Below are 19,921 nucleotides of genomic sequence, written 5' to 3' on the forward strand. Positions count from 1 at the left end.
AGACGATGAGCAAGAAAGATCTCGGCCTGCTGATCCTGATCCTGGTGGTCGGTGCGGTGGTGGCGATCATCAACCCGCGCTTCCTGCTGCCGATCAATCTCGCCAACACCTCGAACCTGATCGGGTTGTTCGGCATCCTGTCGATTGGCCAAGCCTTCGTCATCATCACCGGTGGCATCGAATTGTCGGTCGGCTCGGTGGTTGCGCTGCTCGGCGTGCTGTTTATCGACTTCATCGCCACGCGCGGCATGGCCTGGCCGGTCGCCCTGCCGCTGATCCTGGTGCTCGGCGGCATCATCGGGCTGGCGCATGGCTGGCTGATCACCCGGCTCAAATTGCAGCCTTTCGTGGTGACTTTGTGCGGCCTGTTGATCTATCGCGGCGTGGCGCGCTTCTACACCGCCGACGGCACCGCCGGCTTTGCCTTCGGACAGAACTTCCCGGAACTCGAGTTCCTGACGGCGGGGCGGTCCTGGGGCGTGCCGAACAGCTTCATCGCGCTGATCGTCATCGCCGTCGTCATGTGGGTGGTGCTGCACCGGTCGGTGTTCGGGCGCTATCTCTATGCCATCGGCAAGAACGAGGAAGCGGCAAAATATTCCGGCATCCGCACCGGCCGCATCGTCATGGCCGCCTATGTCATCTGCGGCGTGCTGACGGCGCTGTCAGCTATCTATTTCGCCATGTACACACGCTCGATCTCGCCGGCGAGCCACGGCCAGTTCTACGAGCTCTATGCCATCGCGGCCGCGGTGCTCGGCGGCTTCTCGCTGCGTGGCGGCGAAGGCTCGCTGATCGGCGTCCTGCTCGGCACGGTGCTGCTGCAGGAGCTGCAGAACCTCGTCAACCTGCTCGGCATCCCGTCCTCGCTCAACTTCGCCGTCATGGGCGGGGTGATCCTCATCGGCGTGCTGGTTGACCAGCAATGGGGCGTGTTCAGGGCGCGGCGGCGGATGCTGGAAGCCACACGCAAGGGCGTGGCGGGTGCTGCCGCTGAGTGACGCAAAAATAGCTGGATGAAATACGCCGACTGCCATGGCAGGTGGCGTGAAAGAGTCAACCGGAGCTTCGCGACAGCAGTTCAGGTCGGTCTCTATTTGGAACGAAAACCCGTATCTGAGCGTTTATTTAAGCTTTGCTACGCGGAGGCGTTCCATGCCCACGAATCCAGTTAGTACCGCCAAAGTAGGAACTCACCCCCTCCACCCGATGCTGATACCTTTTCCTGTCGCGTTTCTTGTCGGTGCGTTTGTCACCGACCTGGTTTTCTGGGGGACTGCCGATGCCTTCTGGGCACGAGCATCGATGTGGCTGATCGGGGCAGCCATAGTAATGGCCCTTATCGCTGCGACAGCCGGTTTTATCGACTTCCTCAACGAGCCGCGCATTCGCGCCTTGTCCGACGCCTGGTACCACATGCTGGGCAACTTGACCGCAGTCGTTGTGGCACTGATCAATTTCTACCTTCGCTATGCTCAAGGCGCCGAAGCGGCGGTCCGACCATGGGGCGCGCTCTTGTCGTTCATAGTGGTCTGCATACTGCTGTTCACCGGCTGGAAGGGCTGGGAGATGGTCTATCGGCATCACGTTGCAGTTCTGGATACACCAGCGGATGCGCCAGCGAAGCCTTCGACAACCACTGCCACGGATACTCGTCATGCTGGTCGGGACCGGCACGCCGCATGAGGCCATAATCCAGAAAAGTGGATACCGGTTTCCAAAAAGATATCGGTTAGACAAGTAGCGCCCATACCGAATGCATCGGGTGGGCGCTATTTTAGATAAGGCCCGACATGTCGGAGAAGGCCATGGCCTTGCGCAGCATCTCGGCGAAGCGCTCGCCGGCCGCTTCACGAGGGCCGCTATTGTCGATCGAGGTGACACCCGGTCCGGACAGCGCCACATTGGCGCTGCGCGCCAGCCGTGCCAGCACTTCGCCGCGCGATTCGCGACCGCGCAATGCCAGCCGCTCGGCCAGGATATCCGGTGTAGCCGTGATTTCGACGACAGCCAGATTGGCGTAGCGTTCCCGCAGCGCCGGGATGATCGCGCGCGAGACGTTGGCGATCGCGACACGGCCGTTTGAGACCGACCAATCGACTTCGGCCGGGATGCCATAGCGCAGGCCATGCGCCTCCCAGGAAATCGCGAAGGCGCCATCCGCTTCGGCCTCGACGAAGGCAACGTCGGCGAGCGTGTCGTGATCCTCGGTGGCCGCATCGCTCGGCCGGGTGATCACCCGGCGCACGAACTCCAGCCGGCTCTCGTCGGCAAACACGGCGCGCGCATAGCCGATCACCGTGTCCTTGCCGGCACCGCTCGGCCCGACGACGGCGACGAAGACACCGTCGCGGATCGGAAATCCCGTAGCGGACAATTCACGCTCGACCGATGCCGACACCATCATGCGACTCGGCGTCCCTGCCGCCAGACCGTGCGGACGACCGGGACATGGTCGTCGACGCGCACGCGAACCAGATCGGCGCGCCGGCCGGGCTCGATGACACCGCGATCGGTGAGGCCGACCGCCTCGGCCGGGTTCTTCGAGACCATCGCCACCGCCTGTGGCAAGGAAATGCCCTCGACCACGTCGCCGAGGAAGAAGGCTGACTGGATCAGACTGAAGGGAATGTAGTCCGACGACAGGATATCGAGCAGGCCATCGCCGGCCAGCGTGCGGGCCGAGACATTGCCCGAATGCGAAGCGCCGCGCATGACATTCGGCGCGCCCATCAAAACGCCGAGCCCTGCCTTTTTCGAAGCCCGAGCCGCCTCCTCGGTGGTTGGGAACTCGGCGACACGGACGCCTTGCTCGATCGCTTCGTCGACATGGCCGACGGTCGCGTCGTCATGGCTGGCGAGCACGATGCCGCGCTCTTGGCAGGCAGCGGCGATGAAGCTGCGATTCGGGCTCGAGTTCTTCGCCGATTCCGCCATCCGCTTTTCGCAGAATTTCTGGAAATCGCGATCGGTCAGCTTCAGCTTGCGCTGGTAATAATAGGCATAGGTTTCGAGATCGACGAATTGCCGCTGTCCGGGCGCATGGTCCATCAGCGACGCCAGCCTGACCCGCTCGTCGCCGTCGAAATTGGCGAAGGCCGTGAGGCAGTCCGGCGCCGAAACCTCGCAACGCAGATGGAGGAAATGGTCGGCCCTGAGCCGGTCCTGCTGCACGCTGTCCTCGATCGCGTCGGCCAGCTTGCGTATGTCGGCGGCCGTCAGGTCGGCATCCTCGTCCATGCCGACACGCAAAGCGTCGAGCACGGTGGTGATGCCGGCGGTCGCCACCTGCGCGTCATGCGCGAGCACAGCTGCGATCGGGTTCCAGCGCACTTTCGGCCGCGGCGCGTAATGGCCTTCGAGATGATCGGTGTGGAGCTCGACCAGGCCAGGGATGATGAAGTCGCCGCCCATGTCCTCGCCGCTGCGGCCGGGTCCGGCATCGATGGCGGCGATCATGCCGTCGCGCAGCACGATCGACCCTTCGACGATCTGGTCGGCGAGCACGATCCGGGCGTTGTCAAGAACAGTCTCGGCGGTCATTTCAAGCAGTCCTTGCAGGATTTTGCAGCCAACTGGAACCAATTGGCGTCGTACAAATGCGGTTAGAACAAATAGTCATTTAGGCAGTTCTTCTGGTCAGGCAGTTCTTCTGGCCGGGCGGCGCCCGAGCGCGTGATGGGACAGCACCATGAACGGTGCGCCCGGTTCAGTTTCCACAAACAGCGTCAGCGCGTCCACCGCCACCGGCCGTTGCAGCACGTCCGCAAACAGGCTGTCGATTGCTAGGCGAAGACGAGGGCTTTCCTGTGACGACACCCGGCCGGACAGCGTCATATGGAAGCGAAACGTCTCGAAGACATAGGGATAGCCCCACTGGCAGAGATTGCGGAACTCGTCGGGCTTCAGCGAATCGGGGCTGCGCCGTTCGATCTCGGCTTCCGTCAACGGCGCGCGGAAGCGGTCGAAGTCGCGCACCACGTCGTCGGCGAAGCGGTTGAGCGCCGGCAGCGGTGCTTCCGGCAACAGCGCGAAGAAGCCGTCGATCTGGCTGACGACGAGGCGCGGGATCGTAACCACCGGCGTCGCCTCGGCAAAATCGTCGAGTGCTGCACGAAGCGAGGTTTCCGTCTCGGTGGAGGCCAGTCTGAAGGGCGCCTTCAGTGTCGCATGAAAGCCATAGCGGCGCGCCGAGGCGGTATGGAAGGCAACTTCTGCCGCCGACAACTCGCCCGCAGCCTCGACCGGCTTTGTGGCGGCACCGAATGGGTCGCGGCCGAGCCAGTTGGCGGCGATCCGTGCCAGCGGTTCGTCTTGTCGGGGGGTGAAATAGATCGCGTAGCGCATCGAAGTTCCTCGTCAGCCCCGCTGCCCATAGGCGATTTGCATGACGAAATGACGAAGCTGGTGATTGCTTCTGATAACAAAGTTGTCCAGGCGGGTCATTAGCCGACGATTTTTTCGCCTTGGACCAGCGGATGAAGGCGAAGCGAAAAACCTGTTAGGCCTTCATCAGCCATTCGTGCTCGGGCGCGTTGTGGAATTTCCACGTCCGCTTCGGTCCGGCCATGACGTTGAGATAATAGAGATCATAGCCGTGGCAGGCTGCGCAGGGGTGATAACCCTTGGGGACCAGCACGACGTCGCCATCCTCGATCGCCATCGCCTCGTCGAGCGAACGAGCACCGTTCTCGTCGGCATCGGTGTAGACGCGCTGGAAAGCAAAGCCCTGTGGCGGGTTGAGACGGTGGTAATAGGTCTCCTCGAGATAGGATTCAGCCGGCAGATTGTCCTGGTCGTGCTTGTGCGGCGGATAGCTCGATGTGTGGCCGCCGGGTGTGATGACCTCCACCACCAGCAAGGAATCGGCCGGCTTGCCCTCCGGCAGGATGTTGGTGACATAGCGCGTGTTGGTGCCTTTGCCGCGAACCTCCTGGCCGAGATCGTCGGGCCCGATGACACGGACCGGCAGACCGCCGCCCAGTCCTGGCGCCGAACAGACGGCAAGTTCGAGATCGGTATCGGCGCTCACCGACCACTCCGACCCCTGCGGCACATAGACCGACCACGGCTTGCCCTCGAACGGCGACATGCGTTCGCCGAGCAAGCCGAGATCCTTGCCGCCGGCCTTGGCCTTGCCCTTGCCGGTGACGAACACCAGGCAGACCTCACGATCCGCGGTTTGCCCGGAAGCGCTCTCGCCGGGCCTGAGCCGATGCAGATCGAAGCCGACATAGGTCCAGCCGGCGCTTTGCGGCGTCACATGGGCGATGCGGCCGTGGCCCTTATTGGCTTTGACGAGCAGTTTCGACATGGTCATTCCTTCGGTTTGGCGTCTGCCGATGGCTCGTCCTCGTCAGCCGGCTTGTAGAGGTAGAAAAACTGCCAGACGGCATAGCCGGCGAAGCCGAGCGCGATCACGCCCCAGAACGGCGTGCCGGTGGCGAATTCGATCACCGACCAGACCAGGCAGACCGCGACAACGGCGACGCGCCGCCACAGCGGCCGGAAAAACGGGTGCTCGGAGTCTTTCATCGGATCAACACCTTTCCTTGCGAACTCTCAAGCATTGGGAAAGCCCTGTGTCTCCACCGTATAGCCGGCCGCCGTCATAGCCCGCATCAATTCCTTGTAGCCGACCTGCGCCATCTTGAGCGGCGGGTTCTTCTTCGGATCCTGCTCGGCCTCGACCACGAACCAGCCTTCATAGCCATGGTCGGCGAGCCTCTGGACGATGGCGCCAAAATCCAGCGAGCCATCTCCCGGCACGGTGAAGGCGCCAAGTGCCACCGCGTCGAGGAACGATTGCTTGTTGCGATCCAGCTTTTGGATCACCTCCATGCGTACGTCCTTCACATGCACGTGGTTGATGCGCCGGTGGTGGTTGTTTATCGCGCGCAGCACATCGCCGCCGGCAAAGGCCAGGTGACCGGCGTCGAGCAGCAGCGGAATGCCTTCGCCCGAATAGCGCATGAAAGCGTCGAGCTCCGGCTCGGTCTCAACTACTGCCGCCATATGATGATGGTAGGAGAGCGGCATGCCTTGCTCTGCACACCATTCGCCGAACTGCGTGAGCCGCCGGGCGTAGGCTTTCATCTCATCGTCCGAAAGCCTCGGCTTGGTGGCGAGCGGCTTGGAGCGGTCGCCCTGGATGGAGCGGCCGACTTCACCATAGACGATGCAGGGCGCATTCACCGCCTTGAACAGGTCGATCATCGGCTGGATGCGATCCTTATTCCCCGATATATCCTCATTGACCAGCGTCCCGGAGAACCAACCGCCGCAAAGCGTCACGTCGGCCTCTCTCAGGATCGGCAGCATGATCTCCGGATCGTTGGGAAAGCGGCGGCCCATTTCCATGCCGGTGAAGCCAGCCGAGCGCGACTGGCGCAGGCACTCCTCCAGCGACACATCATCGCTGAGTTCGGCAAGATCGTCGTTCCACCATGCAATGGGGGACATGCCCAGTTTGGCTTTCAAGTCGTCACTCCAGTTTCAGACATTCGAGGCGCGTTCGCGGATGGCTAAAGAACCCGCCCGCTCAGCGCTTCCTCGTATTTCTTGCGCGCCGCATTCACTTGCGGCCGTGCCGAGACTTCCGGCACTGCGACATCCCACCAGCTTCCACCGGCCTCGGTCGAAACCAGCGGGTCGGTGTCGATGACCAGCACGGTCGTTCGCGTGTTCTTCTTCGCTTGCGCCAGCGCCGTTTCCAGCCCGGCGATCGATGGCACTTTTTCGGCAATCGCACCCATGCTCGCAGCATGCGCGGCGAAGTCGATCTCGGGCAAGGTTTCGTGACGGGCGTCCTTCAGCAGATTGTTGAAGTTGGCGCCGCCGGTCGCCATCTGCAACCGGTTGATGCAGCCATAGCCGCGGTTGTCGAGCAGCACGATGGTCAGCTTGAGGCCGAGCATCACCGAGGTCGCGATCTCGGAATTGAGCATCAGGTAAGAGCCGTCGCCGATCATCACCACGACCTCTTCGTCCGGCTTGGCCATCTTGACGCCAAGCCCGCCGGCGATTTCGTAGCCCATTGTCGAGAAGCCGTATTCTGCGTGATAGGAGCCGGGCGCGCCCGCCTGCCATAGCTTGTGCAATTCGCCGGGCAAGCCGCCGGCGGCATGAAGCAGTACCACGCCGGAGCCCATGGCGCGCTGTACTGCGCCGATCACTTGCGCGTCGGACGGATAGGCGGCATTGGTCGACGCCGTCACCTTGTCGGCATCCGCTTGCCAGTTCTTCTTGCCCGTGATCGCATTGTCGGTCCAGCCTGAAGGGGCTTTCCAGCCTTTCAGCGCCGCAGCGAGTTCGGCGAGCCCTTCCGCCGCATCGGCGACCAGCGGCAGCGCCTGGTGCTTTCCGGCGTCAAAAGGCTGCACGTTGAGCCCGATGATGGTCCTGCCGGCATGCTTGAACAATGCCCAGGAGCCGGTGGTGAAATCCTGCAGTCTGGTGCCGACGGCAAGCACGACGTCGGCCTCTTCGGCCAGCCTGTTGGCCGCCGAAGTGCCGGTAACGCCGACCGCGCCCATGTTCAACGGATGATCGTCCGGGAGCGAGGATTTGCCGCCTTGCGTCTCACAAACTGGAACGCCGGCGCCTTGCACCAGTTTTGCCAACTCCTCGGATGCCTGCGAATAGAGTACGCCGCCGCCCGCGATCACCAGCGGCTTTTTCGCCGCTTTGAGTACCGCGACTGCGGCCGCCAGTTCGTTGCGGTCCGGGCGCTGCCGTCGCGGCGTCCAGAGTCGCTCGGCAAAGAAACTCTCGGGGTAGTCATAGGCCTCGGCCTGCACGTCCTGGCACAGCGCCAGCGTCACCGGGCCGCATTCGGCGGGATCGGTCAGCACCTGCATGGCGCGGTTGAGCGCCGGCATGATCTGCTCCGGCCGCGTGATGCGGTCGAAATAGCGCGACACCGGGCGGAGGCAGTCATTGACCGTCGCCGTGCCGTCGGAAAAATCCTCGGCCTGCTGCAGGACGGGATCGGGAATGCGATTGGCGAAGACGTCGCCGGGCAGAAACAGGACAGGCAACCTGTTTACATGCGCAAGTGCCGCAGCGGTCACCATGTTGAGCGCGCCGGGGCCGATCGAACTGGTCGCGGCCATGAAGCGACGGCGGAAATTGGCCTTGGCGTAGGCGATCGCCGCATGCGCCATTGCCTGCTCGTTATGGGCACGGAAGGTCGGCAGTTCGTCGCGAACCTGGTAGAGCGCCTCGCCGACGCCGGCGACATTGCCGTGGCCGAAGATCGCCCAGACGCCGCCGAAGATCGGCACTTTCCTCCCGTCCATCTCGGTCATCTGTCGAGCAAGAAAGCGGGTCAGCGCCTGCGCCATCGTCAGGCGGATTGTCTTGGTCATGTCGGTTCCTCCGCAGTCCTTATGCCGCGCCTTCTTATGCCGCTTTGCGGCCGCGCGCCGCAAGCCATGCCTCGGTCAGTCTCTCGAAGCGAGATGCCATGTCGGCAACCGCTTCATCGTCTGACATCTTGCTGGCAAGCCATTGTTCGGCCGCGTTGATGAAGATGGTGCGGCCGACGGCAAAGCCCTTGACGATAGACGCCTTGGCGGTGGCAGCAAAGGCCGCTTCCAATTCGTCCTGCGGCGCTTCGAGGCCAAGCAGCACAATCCCGCGGCACCACGGATCGTTCTTCAGGATCACCGCCTCGATCTTTGCCCATGCGCCGGCCGATGCCTGCGGTTCGAGCTTCCACCAATCGGGCTTGATGCCGAGTGCGTAGAGTTCCTCGAGCGCGCGCGGGATGGTCATGTCGTCGAGCCTGCCGTGCTTGCCGGCGATGATCTCGACCAGAAGTTCTCTGCCCACTTTCCGCGCGGCCTCGAACAAAGCGCGCAGTTTCTGCTGCTGTTCGCTCTTCAGCGCCGCGGGATCGTCGGGATGATAGAAGCACAGGCACTTGATGCAGTGGTCGACCGGCCATTCGGTCAGTTGCGAACCTATGTCTTGCGAGAACTCGAAGCGAAGCGGCCGCGAACCCGGCAACTCGACCGGCCGGCCGAGCCAGGCGAAGGAATGGTGGGCGAATTCGAACATCGCCTCGCGTCCGTATTTTTCGTCGAGCAGCATGCCGTAGCCGGCGCGGCCAGCCGCAACCTTGGCCGCAGCCTTGACCGTCAGCACCTTGAAAGCTGGGATTCGCGACGGATCGGCGCCGGCTTTTGCCGCGACATCCTCCAGCTGGACGCGGTGGTCGCAGGCGAACGCCATCAGCGAGGGGATGTCGCGCCGGCGCGTGGTCGCCCAATGGATGTGATTGATCGCCTCGTCCTTGCGCAGCGCCAGATGCTTGCTGCCGTTTTTCAGGAAGAACTGCAATTCCTCGAAAGTCGGGTATTCCGGTGCGCAGAGCAGCCGCGACACGGCAAAGGCGCCGCAGGCATTGGCCCAGGTCGCCGCCGTCGCCAGGCTTTCCTCGCCGAGCCAGCCGCGCAGGAAGCCCGACATGAAGGCGTCGCCGGCGCCGAGCACATTGTAGACCTCGATTGGAAATCCCTTGCCGACGATACCGTCCTCGAGGTCGTCGCTGATCGGCCCGTCATAGACGATGCAGCCCATGGCGCCGCGTTTCAGCACGATGGTTGCCGCCGACAGCGAGCGGATGGTTTTCAGCGCGCTCAGGCAATCGTCTGCGCCCGAGGCGATCATGATTTCCTCTTCGGTGCCGACGATGAGATCGCAATCGGGCAGCACCGTCTTCAACTGCGCCGAGACGCGGTCGGATTTCACATAGCGCTCGAAGCCTTCGGCGTGGCCGGCGAGACCCCAGAGGTTGGGGCGGTAGTCGATGTCGAACACCACCTTGCCGCCCTTGGCTTTCATGACACGGATCGCCTTGCGCTGGGCGGCGTCGCTGTTGGGCCGTGAAAAATGCGTGCCGGTGACGACGACCGCGCGTGCCGAAGCGATAAACGCCTCATCGATATCGTCTTTCGAAAGCGCCATGTCGGCGCAATCGCTGCGATAGAAGATCATCGGCGAGACGCCTTCATCCTCGACCGACAGCAGCACCAGGGCGGTCAGCCGCTCCGGATCGGTCTTGAGGCCTTGGACCGAAACGCCCTCGCGGGTCAGCTGCTCGCGGATGAAGCGGCCCATCTGCTCATTGCCGACGCGGGTGAGCAGCGCCGAGCGCAGGCCGAGCCTGGCAGTACCGACCGCGATATTGGCCGGACAGCCGCCGACCGACTTGGCAAAGGAAGTAATGTCCTCGAGGCGCGAGCCGATCTGCTGGCCGTAGAGATCGACGGAAGCGCGGCCGATCGTGATAATGTCGAGCGGCGAATATTTCGCTTCCACGGCTTCGCCCATTCGAACCTCCCATCGGCTTTGTTGTCTTGGGTAACACGCGCGAGCGGCAGCGTGGCGCCAGCAATATGAAATAATAATTCCAATCCATAGTCAATATGGAACGAGCATTCCCAAAGCTGAAAAGTGCTGTGCAAGGCTCGCGCGTTCAGAAACTTTGAAGTCAGACGAACGTCAAGTATCTACCGCTGAAACCAGCTGATTTACCAAGGAAGCGGGCCATCATCGTTGAAGAACCCGGCGGTCGGGCCATCGGCGTCCAAGGTCGCCAGGTGAATGACGATCTCGGCCGCCTGCTGCACCGTGCGGTGACCTTTATACCCGTTGAGATCGGTGGCAGTGTAGCCGGGCGCCGCGGCGTTGACCTTGATGCCTTGGGGCGCGAGCTCCCTGGCGAACGCCACCGTGATGGCATTCAAGGCTGTCTTGGAGCTGCCGTAGCCCATCATGTTAACGGCGTGGTTCGCAGTGGCGGGATCGAGCGCCCGGCCGATGGACCCGGTGGAGCTGCTCACCATCACGATCCGGGCAGCAGGTGCTGCTAGCAGCAGCGGCAGGAATGCCTGGGTCACGCGGATCGGGCCGAAGACATTGACGTCGTAGGTGGCCTGGATGTCGGCGATCCGCTGCTGGCTCGGCGGCAGGTCGTAATTGATGGCGACGCCGGCGTTGTTCACCAGCACGTCGAGGCAGGGGCTGGCCTGCCTGAATGCCTCGGCTGCCGCCTTCACCCTGTCATCCCGCGTGACGTCCAGCTCAAGCCACTCCACGTCGAGGCCTTCGGCGCGCAATGCCTGCGCCGCCGCCATGCCGCGTTCGGCGCTCCTGGCGCCGAGCCAGACCTTGAAGCCCATGGTCGCCAGTCGCCGGGCGATTTCATGGCCTATACCCTTGTTGGCGCCGGTCACCAGCGCGCTTTTCGATGTTCTCATAATCGGTGTCTCCATTTTTCTTGTGGAAGACCCACAAATGGTGCGAGGCAGCGGGCGTTGCGCGCCGGAAATTCTCCGGCTCTTGCCTAATCCTCTCACGCTGTTGCGCCGCCGGTGCGAATGCGCGATGCTGGCGCAATGAGCAAGGCGCTGCAGGAGTTGATCGAGATCGCCGGCCGCCATGCGCGCGGGCGACGAACAAGAACGGCGGTTCCCCGCGTTTCGATCGGCCGCAGCGAAGTCGCCACGCCGCCATTGTCAGGGGTGTGGGGGTCGGGGATCTTATTCGTACTGCAGGGCGCGAAGACGGTTCTGATCGGCGACCGAGCTCTTCGTTACAATCCGGCCAGCTATTTCATCTATACTGTCGAGACGCCCACCATCAGCCAGATAATCGAAGCGAGCGCAGCGCGTCCTTACCTGGCCATTGGCTTGACCCTTGACCTGCAGGCCGTCGCCGCGCTCCTCGTCGAGCACGCGCCGGCCCTCAGTGGCGACAGTTTCTCCACCTCTCCCGCTGATGACGATCTGCTCGACGCGTTGCGTCGAATGATGCGGCTGCTTGACCGGCCAGCGGAGATTTCCGTGCTCGCGACCATGATCGAGCGAGAGATGCTGTTTCGGCTCCTGCAAGGCTCCCAAGGCGGAAAGCTTCGTGAACTTGCGCGCGCCGATGGCCATCTGTCCCGGATTGGCCGGGCGATCGCCTGGATCCGTTCGCATCCCCATCAGCCGGTCCGGGTCGGCGATCTGGCCGAGATTGCCCGTATGAGCAGTGCTGCGTTTTATCGTCACTTCAAGGCGGCGACGGCCATGAGCCCAATCCAGTATCAAAAGCAAATCCGCTTGCTGGAAGCCCGCCATCTGCTGATTGCCCAGCCGGGCAACGTCGCACGTGTCGCCTTCGCCGTCGGCTATGAGAGTGCTTCCCAGTTCAGCCGGGAGTATGCCCGCCAGTTCGGGTCGCCGCCTGCCCGCGACGCAGCGCGGCTTTCGGCAGAAGGCGAAACCGCAATAGAGGTGATCTAAGGCTTGCGCTTCTTGCCAGTATCGCGCCGCTTCTCGCCGACCGCGACGGTCAGCGCCATAGCCAAAGCCATCGTCGCCGACAGCGAGCGGAAGCCGGCGAAATCGGCCTCGGCGACCTCGAACCAGACCCTGGCGAATTGGGCGAGTGGCGAAAAGGAGCTGTCGGTAATCGCCACGATCGGCACGCCTTGCTCCGAAATGACGCGCGCCTCCTCGATGGTGGCCGGGGCATAGGGCGAAAAGCTGATGGCGATCACGGCGTCCCTTGGAGAGGCAAAGCCGATCATCTCTGCATTGAGGCCGGCGGCCGATTCGATCAGCTGGTTGCGGATCTTGAGCTTGCCCAATGCATAGGCGATATAGGAGGCGACCGGGTAGGAGCGCCGCTTGGCCAGCACGTAAATGGTTTCGGCCTTGGCCAACACGGTGATCGCATCTTCGAAATGGTCTTCATTCAGCGTGCGCGAAATGTCGTTGAGCGAGGTACTGGCTGCGGCAACAAAACCGTCGAAAATCGCGCGGTGGCCGGCGCCTTCCTCGGCCTTGGCGCGCAATGCCGCCAGCCTTTCATCATAGGATGAGTTGCGCTCGCGCAGGCGCTCGCGAAACACCAACTGCAGGCTGGTGAAACCATCAAAACCAAGCTGCTGGGCAAAGCGGATCAGGGTCGAAGGCTGGACACCGGCGGAAGCGGCGATGCTGGCAGCGGTGCCGAAGGCGATATCGTCTGGGTTGTCGAGCGCATAGGCGGCGATCTGGGCGATACGTTTCGGCAGGCTGTGGCGCCGCTCCAGGATCGTCGCCCGCAGCGTCTCGAAATCGCGCGGCACCCGTTCGTCCATCGTCGCTCCGCCCAGGCTCATCGTCTGGTTCCCTCTGTGCCCCATCATAGCGGGCCTGTGCAAGAACACCATAAAAAATGAGACAAGCGTTCCATCTGCAGACAAAATGGACTAATTCATCCACACAAATTTTGCACACAGGGAGGCAAGCGGATGGTCGGGGTAGGTCTTATCGGCACGGGTTTCATGGGCAAGTGCCACGCCATTGCCTGGAACGCGGTCGGCACCGTCTTTCCCGAAGTGGCCAAGCCAAGGCTGGTCCATCTGGGCGAGGTCAACGAGGATCTTGCCAAACGCCGTGCCAGCGAATTCGGCTTCGCCAAGGCCTCCGGCGATTGGCGCGCTGTCGTCGACGACCCGGAAGTCGATGTCATCTCGCTGACCACGCCGAACCAGTTCCACCCGGAAATGGCCATCGCCATCCTCGAAGCCGGCAAGCATCTGTGGTGTGAAAAACCGATGGCGCCGAGCTTCGCCGAGGCGCAAGCAATGGCTGCGGCGGCCCAAAAGTCCGGCAAGGTGGCCGCGCTCGGCTATAACTATATTCAGAACCCAGCGATCCGCCATATCGGCGCGCTGCTCGACGAGAAGATCATCGGCGAGGTCAACCATCTGCGTATCGAGATGGACGAGGACTTCATGGCCGATCCGGAGGCGCTGTTCTTCTGGAAGCACGAGGCGGCGTCCGGCTACGGCGCGCTCGACGATTTCGCCGTGCACCCGCTGTCGCTCATCGCCGTACTGTTCGGCCGCGTTGCCCGCGTCATGTGCGACATGGCCAAACCCTATGCCGACCGCCGCGTCGCCTCGGGCGGGCGCCGCGCGGTCGAGACCTACGACATCGCCAGCATCCTGATGCATCTCGAAAACGGCATCGCCGGCACGCTGCTGGTCAACCGTTCGGCTTGGGGCCGCAAAGGCCGGATCGCCATCCAGATTTTTGGCTCGAAGGGCTCGATCCTGTACGACCAGGAGCGGATGAATGAGTTCCAACTCTATCTGACGGCCGACCGGCCGACCGAGCAAGGCTACCGCACCATCCTGGTGGCGCCGCATCATAAGCCTTATGACGCCTTCCTGCCGGCGCCCGGTCACGGCCTTGGCTTTAATGATCTCAAGATCATCGAATGCCGGGAGCTGTTGACGCGGCTTGCCGGCAAGCCGGCGCGGATCATCGATTTCGACGAAGGCCTGGAGATCGAGCGCACGGTGCACGCGATGGCGCGCTCGTTCGCGGAACAGCGCTGGATTGCGGTGCGGTAGTAAGCCCGCGCTGGTCTCCCCTTCTCCCCTTGTGGGAGAAGGTGGCCGAGCGAAGCTCGGTCGGATGAGGGGTGTTGGACGGATCGCTACAGCGAAGAAATAACCGCTTAAAATCCCTCAATATTTTTGCGCCGAGTTTCTTCCAGCACCCCTCATCCGGCTCGGCGCTGCGCGCCGATCCACCTTCTCCCACAAGGGGAGAAGGAGAAGTGCTCACGCGGCTCCCGGGCGATCGGCGATCATGGCACGTCTCGCCGACCGGCGCTGCTCGACGGCGTCGGCAAGGCCGTGCAGCACCGTTTCGGTGGTTTCCCAGTCGATACAGCCGTCGGTGATGCTCTGGCCATAGACGAGCGGCTTGCCGGGCACGACGTCCTGCCGGCCGGCGACGAGGTTGCTCTCGATCATGATGCCGACGATGCGCTCGTCGCCCGCCGCGATCTGGCCCGCCATGTCAGCCGCCACCAGCGGCTGGTTTTCCGGCTTCTTGCTGCTGTTGGCGTGGCTGACATCGATCATCAGCCGCGGCGCCACGCCGATCCGGCCGAGCTCAGCGCAGGCAGCAGCAATGCTTGCCGCGTCATAATTCGGCACAATACCGCCGCGCAGGATGACATGGCAGTCCTCGTTGCCGGTGGTCGTCGCGATGGCGCTGCGCCCGCCCTTTGTCACCGCCATGAAATGATGCGGCTGGGCGGCGGACTTCACCGCTTCGGCGGCAATCCGCAGATTGCCGTCGGTGCCGTTCTTGAAGCCGACCGGGCAGGACAGGCCTGACGCCAGCTCGCGATGGATCTGGCTCTCTGTCGTGCGTGCGCCGATCGCGCCCCAGGCGACGAGGTCGGCAATATATTGCGGGGTGGCCATGTCGAGGAATTCGGTGGCCGCCGGAAGGCCGAGATTGTTGACGGCGGAGAGCACGTTGCGGGCCATCCGCAACCCCTTGTCGATGTTGAAGCTGCCGTCGAGGTCGGGATCGTTGATCAGGCCCTTCCAGCCGACCGTCGTGCGCGGTTTCTCGAAATAAACCCGCATCACGATCTCCAGCCGGTCCGACAGGCTTTCACGCAGCGATGCCAAACGGCTGGCATAGTCTACGGCGGCGGCCGGGTCGTGGATCGAACAGGGGCCGACGACGACCACCAGCCGATCGTCGGCGCCGGTCAGCACGGCGTGGATGGCATTGCGTGATGCGGCAACGGTGCGCGTCGCCGTCAGCGTGCGCGGTATTTCCCGCATCACCTCGTCGGGTGTGCTCAGTTCTCTGATTTCCTTGACCCGAAGATCGTCTGTGGTCGTCAACACGGCTTCTGCTCCTGATTGGGAGACCTGCCGGCTGAAACAAAAAAGCCGCCAGGTCTGGCGGCTGTTCGGATGTTATTGCTGCAATCTTCAGATCGAGCGCAATCCTCCCGCCGCCAGCGAGCTCATAAAGTACCAATATGTGGCGGTCAGGTTGATCATGAGGGCTGATATAGTCGATGCGGATGCGCTTGTCACGTGCCTGGTGAGGAGGAGGTTTACTCCAGCCCATTCGCGATTGGCTGAAGCCCCCCGAACTTCGTCATCCCAGGGCGAAGCAGGAGCGGAGCTCCGTCGCGGAGACCCTGGGATCCATGCCGTTGCCTTGGCCAAGGAGTGCTGCGGAACTAAATTCTGCATTGTAGCGACGCCTAGATGTCACGGCATGGATCCTCGGGTCTGCGCCGCGTCGCTGCGCTCCTTGCTCTGCCCGTGGATGACGAAGTGATGGGCGGCGTTCCGCTAGACTTGCCGGCGTTATTCCGGTGACGCCCCGGCGATGCTCTGATCGTAGTCGACCAGCGACCCGGTCATGACGCCGGACTGCGGGCTGATCATATAGCTGATCAACCGGGCAAGCTGCGCCGGCTTCACCAATTGGCCCATCGGCTGCGCGGCTTCGGCCTTCTCCAACCAGTCCTCCGGCGCGTCGTGCCATTTCTTCTGCACGATCGCCTCGCCCTCGGTGTCCATCCAGCCGGGCAGCACCGCATTGCAGCGGATGCGATTGCCGCGATAGGCATTGGCGACATTCTTGGTGAGTGTCGCCAGCGCTCCCTTGCTCGACGAATAGGGCGCCAGGAACGACTGGCCGCAATGCGCCGACATCGACAGCACGTTGACGATCGAGCCCGGTACCTGGCGCGCCAGCAAATGCGCCACCACGCCCTGCATCAGGAAAAACGGGCCGCGCACATTGGTCTGGAATATCTGGTCGAACAGATCCTCGGAGGTCTCGACCAGCGAGCCGCGAGCCGAGGTGGCAGCGGCGTTGACCAGCGCGTTGACGGTACCAAAATGGCCAATCGCCGTTTCGACCGCACGCTTGCAGTCGGCCACTTTTGAGACGTCGGCGCTGATGAAGATGGCATCGACGCCTGCCCCCTTGAGGATGGCGACAGCCTTGTCGCCCTTCTCCTGCGAGCGGCCGATCAGCGCCAGCGCCCGGCAGCCCTCATCGGCCAGCGCTTCGGCGACGGCAAAGCCGATGCCTTGTGCGCCGCCGGTGACGATGGCGCGTGTTTCGGAATTGCGACCGGCTGAACCGTTCATCGCCTTGCTCCTGTGCTTGATAGTCAGATTGTTTTGTCGAGGCGGATGGTCTTGCCTTCCTTGGCCGATTTCAGCGCCGCATCCGCCAGCCTGAGCGCCACCAGCCCGTCCTTGCCGCTCGGCGTCGCCTTCTTGCCTGACGTCGCTGCCGCAATGAAGGCAGCGATCTCGTTAGCATAGGCGTCGAGATAACGGGTCATGAAGAAATCGTGCAGCGGCGGCCGCGTATAGCCTTTCTCATTGGCCAGTTCGATCGACACCGGCCGCTGGTTCTCGGCCGCAATCATGCCTTTCGAGCCATGCACCTCGATGCGCTGGTCGTAGCCGTAGGTGGCGCGGCGTGAGTTGGAGATAACGCATTGCTTGCCGGAGGCAGTTTCGAGGATGACGCTGACGCTGTCGAAGTCGCCGGCCTCGCCGATCTTCTTGTCGACCAGCACCGAAGCATGCGCGCTGACCGCCACCGGCTCCTCGCCGAGCAGGAAGCGCGCCATGTCGAAATCATGAATGGTCATGTCGCGGAAGATGCCGCCCGAGCGGCCGATATAGTCGAGCGGCGGCGGGCCGGGATCGCGCGAGGTGATTGTCACCATTTCGACAGTGCCGATGGCGCCGTCGTCGATCGCCTTGCGCACGGCGGCAAAATGCGGATCGAAGCGGCGGTTGAAGCCGACCATCAGGGTGGCGCCGGCCTTGTCGACGACGGCCAGGCAACGTTCCACCCGGGCGGCGTCGAGGTCGATCGGCTTTTCGCAGAAAATCGCTTTACCCGCTTTGGCGAAGCGTTCGATCAGATCGGCATGGGTATCGGTCGGCGTGCAGATGACGACCGCATCGATATCGCCGGCCTTCTCGATGGCATCGATGCTGCGCACTTCGGCGCCATAGGCAGAGGCCAGATCGGTCGCCGCCTTCTCGAAGGCGTCGGCAACTGCGACCAGCCTGGCCTCAGGATTGGAACCGACGGCGCGAGCATGGACCTTGCCGATACGGCCGGCACCGAGAAGAGCAAAGCGAAGAGGCATGAAGAGTTTTCCTTTGAGAATGGTTCGGAAGGGAGGGCGTGTTAGCGCCTGTGGCTCGGCGTTGGCCGTTACGCCGCAAGTTCCGCCTGCCCGGTCTTGGCGCCGGTGATGTAGGAGACGATATCGTTGCCGTCGGTGTCCTGCTTGCGCAAATTGGCGACGATGCGGCCGCGCCGGAAAACGACGATGCGGTCGACCAGGTCGAACACCTGGCGCATGTTGTGAGAGATCAGGATCAGCGGTTCGCCATTCTCCTTCAGCGTGCGGATGATGTTTTCGACCTGCATCGTCTCCTGCACGCCGAGTGCCGCCGTCGGCTCATCCATGATGATGAGCTTGGAAGCAAAGGTCGCGGTTCTGGCAATTGCTACGCACTGGCGCTGGCCGCCCGACATATGACGGATGGTGTTGGAAAGATTGGGGATCTTGACCGCTGTCCGGACCAAGGCTGCCTCGGTCGCCTTGCGCATGAACTTGCGATCGAGGATCGAGAAGGGCCCGAGATTGAAAAGCACCCGCTCGCGGCCGAGGAACAGGTTCGACGGCACGTCGAGGTCGTCGGCGAGCGCCAGGTTCTGGAACACCGTCTCGATGCCCGCCTCGCGGGCTTCGATGGGGCCGGCAAAATTCACTTCCTTGCCGTCGAACCACATCCTGCCGCTGGTGCGCTGCTCGACGCCGGTGATCTGGCGTACGAAGGTCGATTTGCCGGCGCCATTGTCGCCCATGATGGCGACATGCTCGCCCTTGCGCAGCTCGAAGTCGGCACCCTCCAGCGCATGGACGCCGCCATAATACTTGGTCAGGTTTTCGGTTTTCAGGACGATGTCCGACATGATCAAGCCCTCATTGCCCGCAGGCGTTGGCGCCACTGGTCGAGAACGACTGCGCCGACGATGATCACGCCTTTGACCATCTCCTGATAATAGGCGTCGAGGCGCAGAAAGGTGAAGCCGGAGATGATGACGCCGAAGATCAGCGAGCCGATCACTGTCCCGATAATCGAACCGCGGCCGCCCGACAGCGAGACGCCGCCGATAACCGCCATGGCGATCGCGTCGAGCTCGTACATTACACCCATGCCGGCCTGGGCGGTGAGATTCTTGGAGCTCAGCACCACGGCGGCGAGCGCGGCGAGGACGCCGGCAATGACGTAGACGAGGATCTTGTGGTTGGCGATGTTGATGCCGGACATGCGCGCGGCGTCCTCATTGGAGCCGATTGCATAGCAGTGCTTGCCATATTTGGTGTAACTCAGGATCAGCTGGAACAGCACTGCGAGCGATATGAAAATGATGACCGGCATCAGCCCCTTGCCGATGACGGCGAAACTCTCGGTCGGAAACGAGATCGGCTGCCCCTTTGACCACCATTTGGCGATGCCGCGCGCGGTGACCATCATGCCGAGCGTGGCGATGAACGGCGGGATGCGCGTGTAGGCGATCAAAGCGCCGTTGACCAGGCCGGCAAGCAGGCCGCAGCCGATCGCGACCAGCACGGGCACGATCACCGGCAGGTCGGTCCAGCCCTGGGCGATGAACATCGCCTTCGGGTTCGGGTTGCCATTGACGGTCGCCACCTGGGCGAAGCTCATGGCTATCATCGCCGTGGCGCCGACGATCGAACCTGAGGACAGGTCGATGCCGCCGGTAATGATCACCTGCGTCACGCCGATGGCAATGATGCCGACTATCGACACCTGCAGGATGATGATCTGCAGGCGCGCTTCGTTGAAGATCGCATCGATATTGTCGCGGGTGTTGAACAGGAAGCTGTCGCCCAGGAAAACCCGGCCGATCAGCTCGAAAGCGCCGACCAGGATGACGAGCGCCAGGAAGACGTTGAATTCGGCCGGCCATGCGCGCCGTTTCGCATCATAGCTGAGCCCGCCGACGCCGTGAGATGTCTGTGCCAATCGTGC

General features: G+C 62.8%; 19 protein-coding genes. 4 read left to right on the plus strand and 15 right to left on the minus strand.

What is annotated here, in order from left to right; genetic code table 11:
- The first annotated feature begins 5 nt into the window (after positions 1-5).
- Positions 6-1,001, plus strand: a complete 996-nt coding sequence (locus NKI67_RS10775; protein ID WP_023677502.1) for an ABC transporter permease — start codon at positions 6-8, stop codon at positions 999-1,001.
- 154 nt (positions 1,002-1,155) lie between these two features.
- Complete coding sequence (locus NKI67_RS10780) at positions 1,156-1,686, plus strand: DUF2231 domain-containing protein (protein WP_023677503.1); 531 nt, start codon at positions 1,156-1,158, stop codon at positions 1,684-1,686.
- 91 nt (positions 1,687-1,777) lie between these two features.
- On the opposite strand, the gene phnN is transcribed toward NKI67_RS10780, so the two are convergent.
- From phnN to NKI67_RS10825, 9 genes are all read right to left on the minus strand, one after another.
- Entirely contained in the window at positions 1,778-2,407 is a 630-nt protein-coding gene (gene phnN, locus NKI67_RS10785) for a phosphonate metabolism protein/1,5-bisphosphokinase (PRPP-forming) PhnN (RefSeq protein WP_023677504.1), read from the minus strand.
- On the minus strand, positions 2,404-3,543 hold the full coding sequence (locus NKI67_RS10790) for an alpha-D-ribose 1-methylphosphonate 5-triphosphate diphosphatase (protein ID WP_023677505.1): 1,140 nt from the start codon (positions 3,541-3,543) through the stop codon (positions 2,404-2,406). Before NKI67_RS10790 ends, phnN begins: the two co-directional genes overlap by 4 nt.
- Positions 3,544-3,639: 96 nt before the next feature.
- Positions 3,640-4,347 carry a DUF1045 domain-containing protein gene (locus NKI67_RS10795; protein ID WP_023677506.1) on the minus strand — a complete coding sequence of 236 codons (708 nt, stop codon included), beginning with the start codon at positions 4,345-4,347 and terminating at the stop codon, positions 3,640-3,642.
- Between the two features lie 154 nt (positions 4,348-4,501).
- Entirely contained in the window at positions 4,502-5,314 is an 813-nt protein-coding gene (gene iolB, locus NKI67_RS10800; protein ID WP_023677507.1) for a 5-deoxy-glucuronate isomerase, read from the minus strand.
- Positions 5,315-5,316: 2 nt separating this feature from the next.
- Positions 5,317-5,535, minus strand: a complete 219-nt coding sequence (locus tag NKI67_RS10805) for a hypothetical protein (protein ID WP_023677508.1) — start codon at positions 5,533-5,535, stop codon at positions 5,317-5,319.
- Positions 5,536-5,562: 27 nt separating this feature from the next.
- Positions 5,563-6,480, minus strand: coding sequence for a myo-inosose-2 dehydratase (gene iolE / locus NKI67_RS10810; protein ID WP_023677509.1), 918 nt, complete (start codon positions 6,478-6,480; stop codon positions 5,563-5,565).
- A gap of 44 nt (positions 6,481-6,524) precedes the next feature.
- A complete protein-coding gene (gene iolD / locus NKI67_RS10815) occupies positions 6,525-8,369 on the minus strand; it encodes a 3D-(3,5/4)-trihydroxycyclohexane-1,2-dione acylhydrolase (decyclizing) (RefSeq protein WP_352568504.1) in 1,845 nt (614 codons plus the stop codon).
- Positions 8,370-8,403: 34 nt separating this feature from the next.
- The gene (locus NKI67_RS10820) at positions 8,404-10,338 is read right to left on the minus strand and encodes a bifunctional 5-dehydro-2-deoxygluconokinase/5-dehydro-2-deoxyphosphogluconate aldolase (protein ID WP_023677511.1); all 1,935 of its coding nucleotides are present in this window, start codon (positions 10,336-10,338) and stop codon (positions 8,404-8,406) included.
- A gap of 200 nt (positions 10,339-10,538) precedes the next feature.
- Entirely contained in the window at positions 10,539-11,267 is a 729-nt protein-coding gene (locus NKI67_RS10825; protein WP_023677512.1) for an SDR family oxidoreductase, read from the minus strand.
- A gap of 138 nt (positions 11,268-11,405) precedes the next feature.
- Between NKI67_RS10825 and NKI67_RS10830 the strand changes: the two genes are divergently transcribed.
- Entirely contained in the window at positions 11,406-12,296 is an 891-nt protein-coding gene (locus NKI67_RS10830; RefSeq protein ID WP_352645291.1) for an AraC family transcriptional regulator, read from the plus strand.
- Here NKI67_RS10830 and NKI67_RS10835 read toward each other — a convergent pair.
- Positions 12,293-13,138, minus strand: a complete 846-nt coding sequence (locus NKI67_RS10835; protein ID WP_023677514.1) for a MurR/RpiR family transcriptional regulator — start codon at positions 13,136-13,138, stop codon at positions 12,293-12,295. The genes NKI67_RS10830 and NKI67_RS10835 overlap by 4 nt on opposite strands.
- Before the next feature lie 153 nt (positions 13,139-13,291).
- On the opposite strand from NKI67_RS10835, the gene NKI67_RS10840 reads away from it, so the two are divergent.
- Complete coding sequence (locus tag NKI67_RS10840) at positions 13,292-14,401, plus strand: Gfo/Idh/MocA family protein (RefSeq protein ID WP_023677515.1); 1,110 nt, start codon at positions 13,292-13,294, stop codon at positions 14,399-14,401.
- Between the two features lie 213 nt (positions 14,402-14,614).
- Here NKI67_RS10840 and NKI67_RS10845 read toward each other — a convergent pair whose 3' ends face one another.
- From NKI67_RS10845 to NKI67_RS10865, 5 genes are all read right to left on the minus strand, one after another.
- A complete protein-coding gene (locus tag NKI67_RS10845) occupies positions 14,615-15,706 on the minus strand; it encodes a 3-deoxy-7-phosphoheptulonate synthase (RefSeq protein WP_023677516.1) in 1,092 nt (363 codons plus the stop codon).
- 474 nt (positions 15,707-16,180) lie between these two features.
- Positions 16,181-16,975: an SDR family oxidoreductase gene (locus NKI67_RS10850; RefSeq protein ID WP_023677517.1), complete on the minus strand. Its 795-nt coding sequence runs from the start codon at positions 16,973-16,975 to the stop codon at positions 16,181-16,183.
- A gap of 23 nt (positions 16,976-16,998) precedes the next feature.
- Positions 16,999-18,000 carry an inositol 2-dehydrogenase gene (gene iolG / locus NKI67_RS10855; protein WP_023677518.1) on the minus strand — a complete coding sequence of 334 codons (1,002 nt, stop codon included), beginning with the start codon at positions 17,998-18,000 and terminating at the stop codon, positions 16,999-17,001.
- 68 nt (positions 18,001-18,068) lie between these two features.
- Entirely contained in the window at positions 18,069-18,836 is a 768-nt protein-coding gene (locus NKI67_RS10860; RefSeq protein ID WP_023677519.1) for an ATP-binding cassette domain-containing protein, read from the minus strand.
- 2 nt (positions 18,837-18,838) lie between these two features.
- Positions 18,839-19,915, minus strand: a complete 1,077-nt coding sequence (locus tag NKI67_RS10865; protein ID WP_023677520.1) for an ABC transporter permease — start codon at positions 19,913-19,915, stop codon at positions 18,839-18,841.
- Between the last annotated feature and the right edge of the window lie 6 nt (positions 19,916-19,921).

The organism is Mesorhizobium sp. M0408, from assembly GCF_040321495.1.
In the GTDB taxonomy this organism is placed as follows: Bacteria; Pseudomonadota; Alphaproteobacteria; order Rhizobiales; family Rhizobiaceae; genus Mesorhizobium.

Bases quoted from the DNA above. Each gene is read 5' to 3' on its own strand.
- NKI67_RS10775 (WP_023677502.1), top strand. From the start codon at position 6: ATGAGCAAGAAAGATCTCGGCCTGCTGATCCTGATCCTGGTGGTCGGT.
- NKI67_RS10780 (WP_023677503.1), top strand. From the start codon at position 1,156: ATGCCCACGAATCCAGTTAGTACCGCCAAAGTAGGAACTCACCCCCTC.
- phnN (WP_023677504.1), bottom strand. From the start codon at position 2,407: ATGATGGTGTCGGCATCGGTCGAGCGTGAATTGTCCGCTACGGGATTT.
- NKI67_RS10790 (WP_023677505.1), bottom strand. From the start codon at position 3,543: ATGACCGCCGAGACTGTTCTTGACAACGCCCGGATCGTGCTCGCCGAC.
- NKI67_RS10795 (WP_023677506.1), bottom strand. From the start codon at position 4,347: ATGCGCTACGCGATCTATTTCACCCCCCGACAAGACGAACCGCTGGCA.
- iolB (WP_023677507.1), bottom strand. From the start codon at position 5,314: ATGTCGAAACTGCTCGTCAAAGCCAATAAGGGCCACGGCCGCATCGCC.
- NKI67_RS10805 (WP_023677508.1), bottom strand. From the start codon at position 5,535: ATGAAAGACTCCGAGCACCCGTTTTTCCGGCCGCTGTGGCGGCGCGTC.
- iolD (WP_352568504.1), bottom strand. From the start codon at position 8,369: ATGACCAAGACAATCCGCCTGACGATGGCGCAGGCGCTGACCCGCTTT.
- NKI67_RS10820 (WP_023677511.1), bottom strand. From the start codon at position 10,338: ATGGGCGAAGCCGTGGAAGCGAAATATTCGCCGCTCGACATTATCACG.
- NKI67_RS10825 (WP_023677512.1), bottom strand. From the start codon at position 11,267: ATGAGAACATCGAAAAGCGCGCTGGTGACCGGCGCCAACAAGGGTATA.
- NKI67_RS10830 (WP_352645291.1), top strand. From the start codon at position 11,406: ATGAGCAAGGCGCTGCAGGAGTTGATCGAGATCGCCGGCCGCCATGCG.
- NKI67_RS10835 (WP_023677514.1), bottom strand. From the start codon at position 13,138: ATGGACGAACGGGTGCCGCGCGATTTCGAGACGCTGCGGGCGACGATC.
- NKI67_RS10840 (WP_023677515.1), top strand. From the start codon at position 13,292: ATGGTCGGGGTAGGTCTTATCGGCACGGGTTTCATGGGCAAGTGCCAC.
- NKI67_RS10850 (WP_023677517.1), bottom strand. From the start codon at position 16,975: ATGAACGGTTCAGCCGGTCGCAATTCCGAAACACGCGCCATCGTCACC.
- iolG (WP_023677518.1), bottom strand. From the start codon at position 18,000: ATGCCTCTTCGCTTTGCTCTTCTCGGTGCCGGCCGTATCGGCAAGGTC.
- NKI67_RS10860 (WP_023677519.1), bottom strand. From the start codon at position 18,836: ATGTCGGACATCGTCCTGAAAACCGAAAACCTGACCAAGTATTATGGC.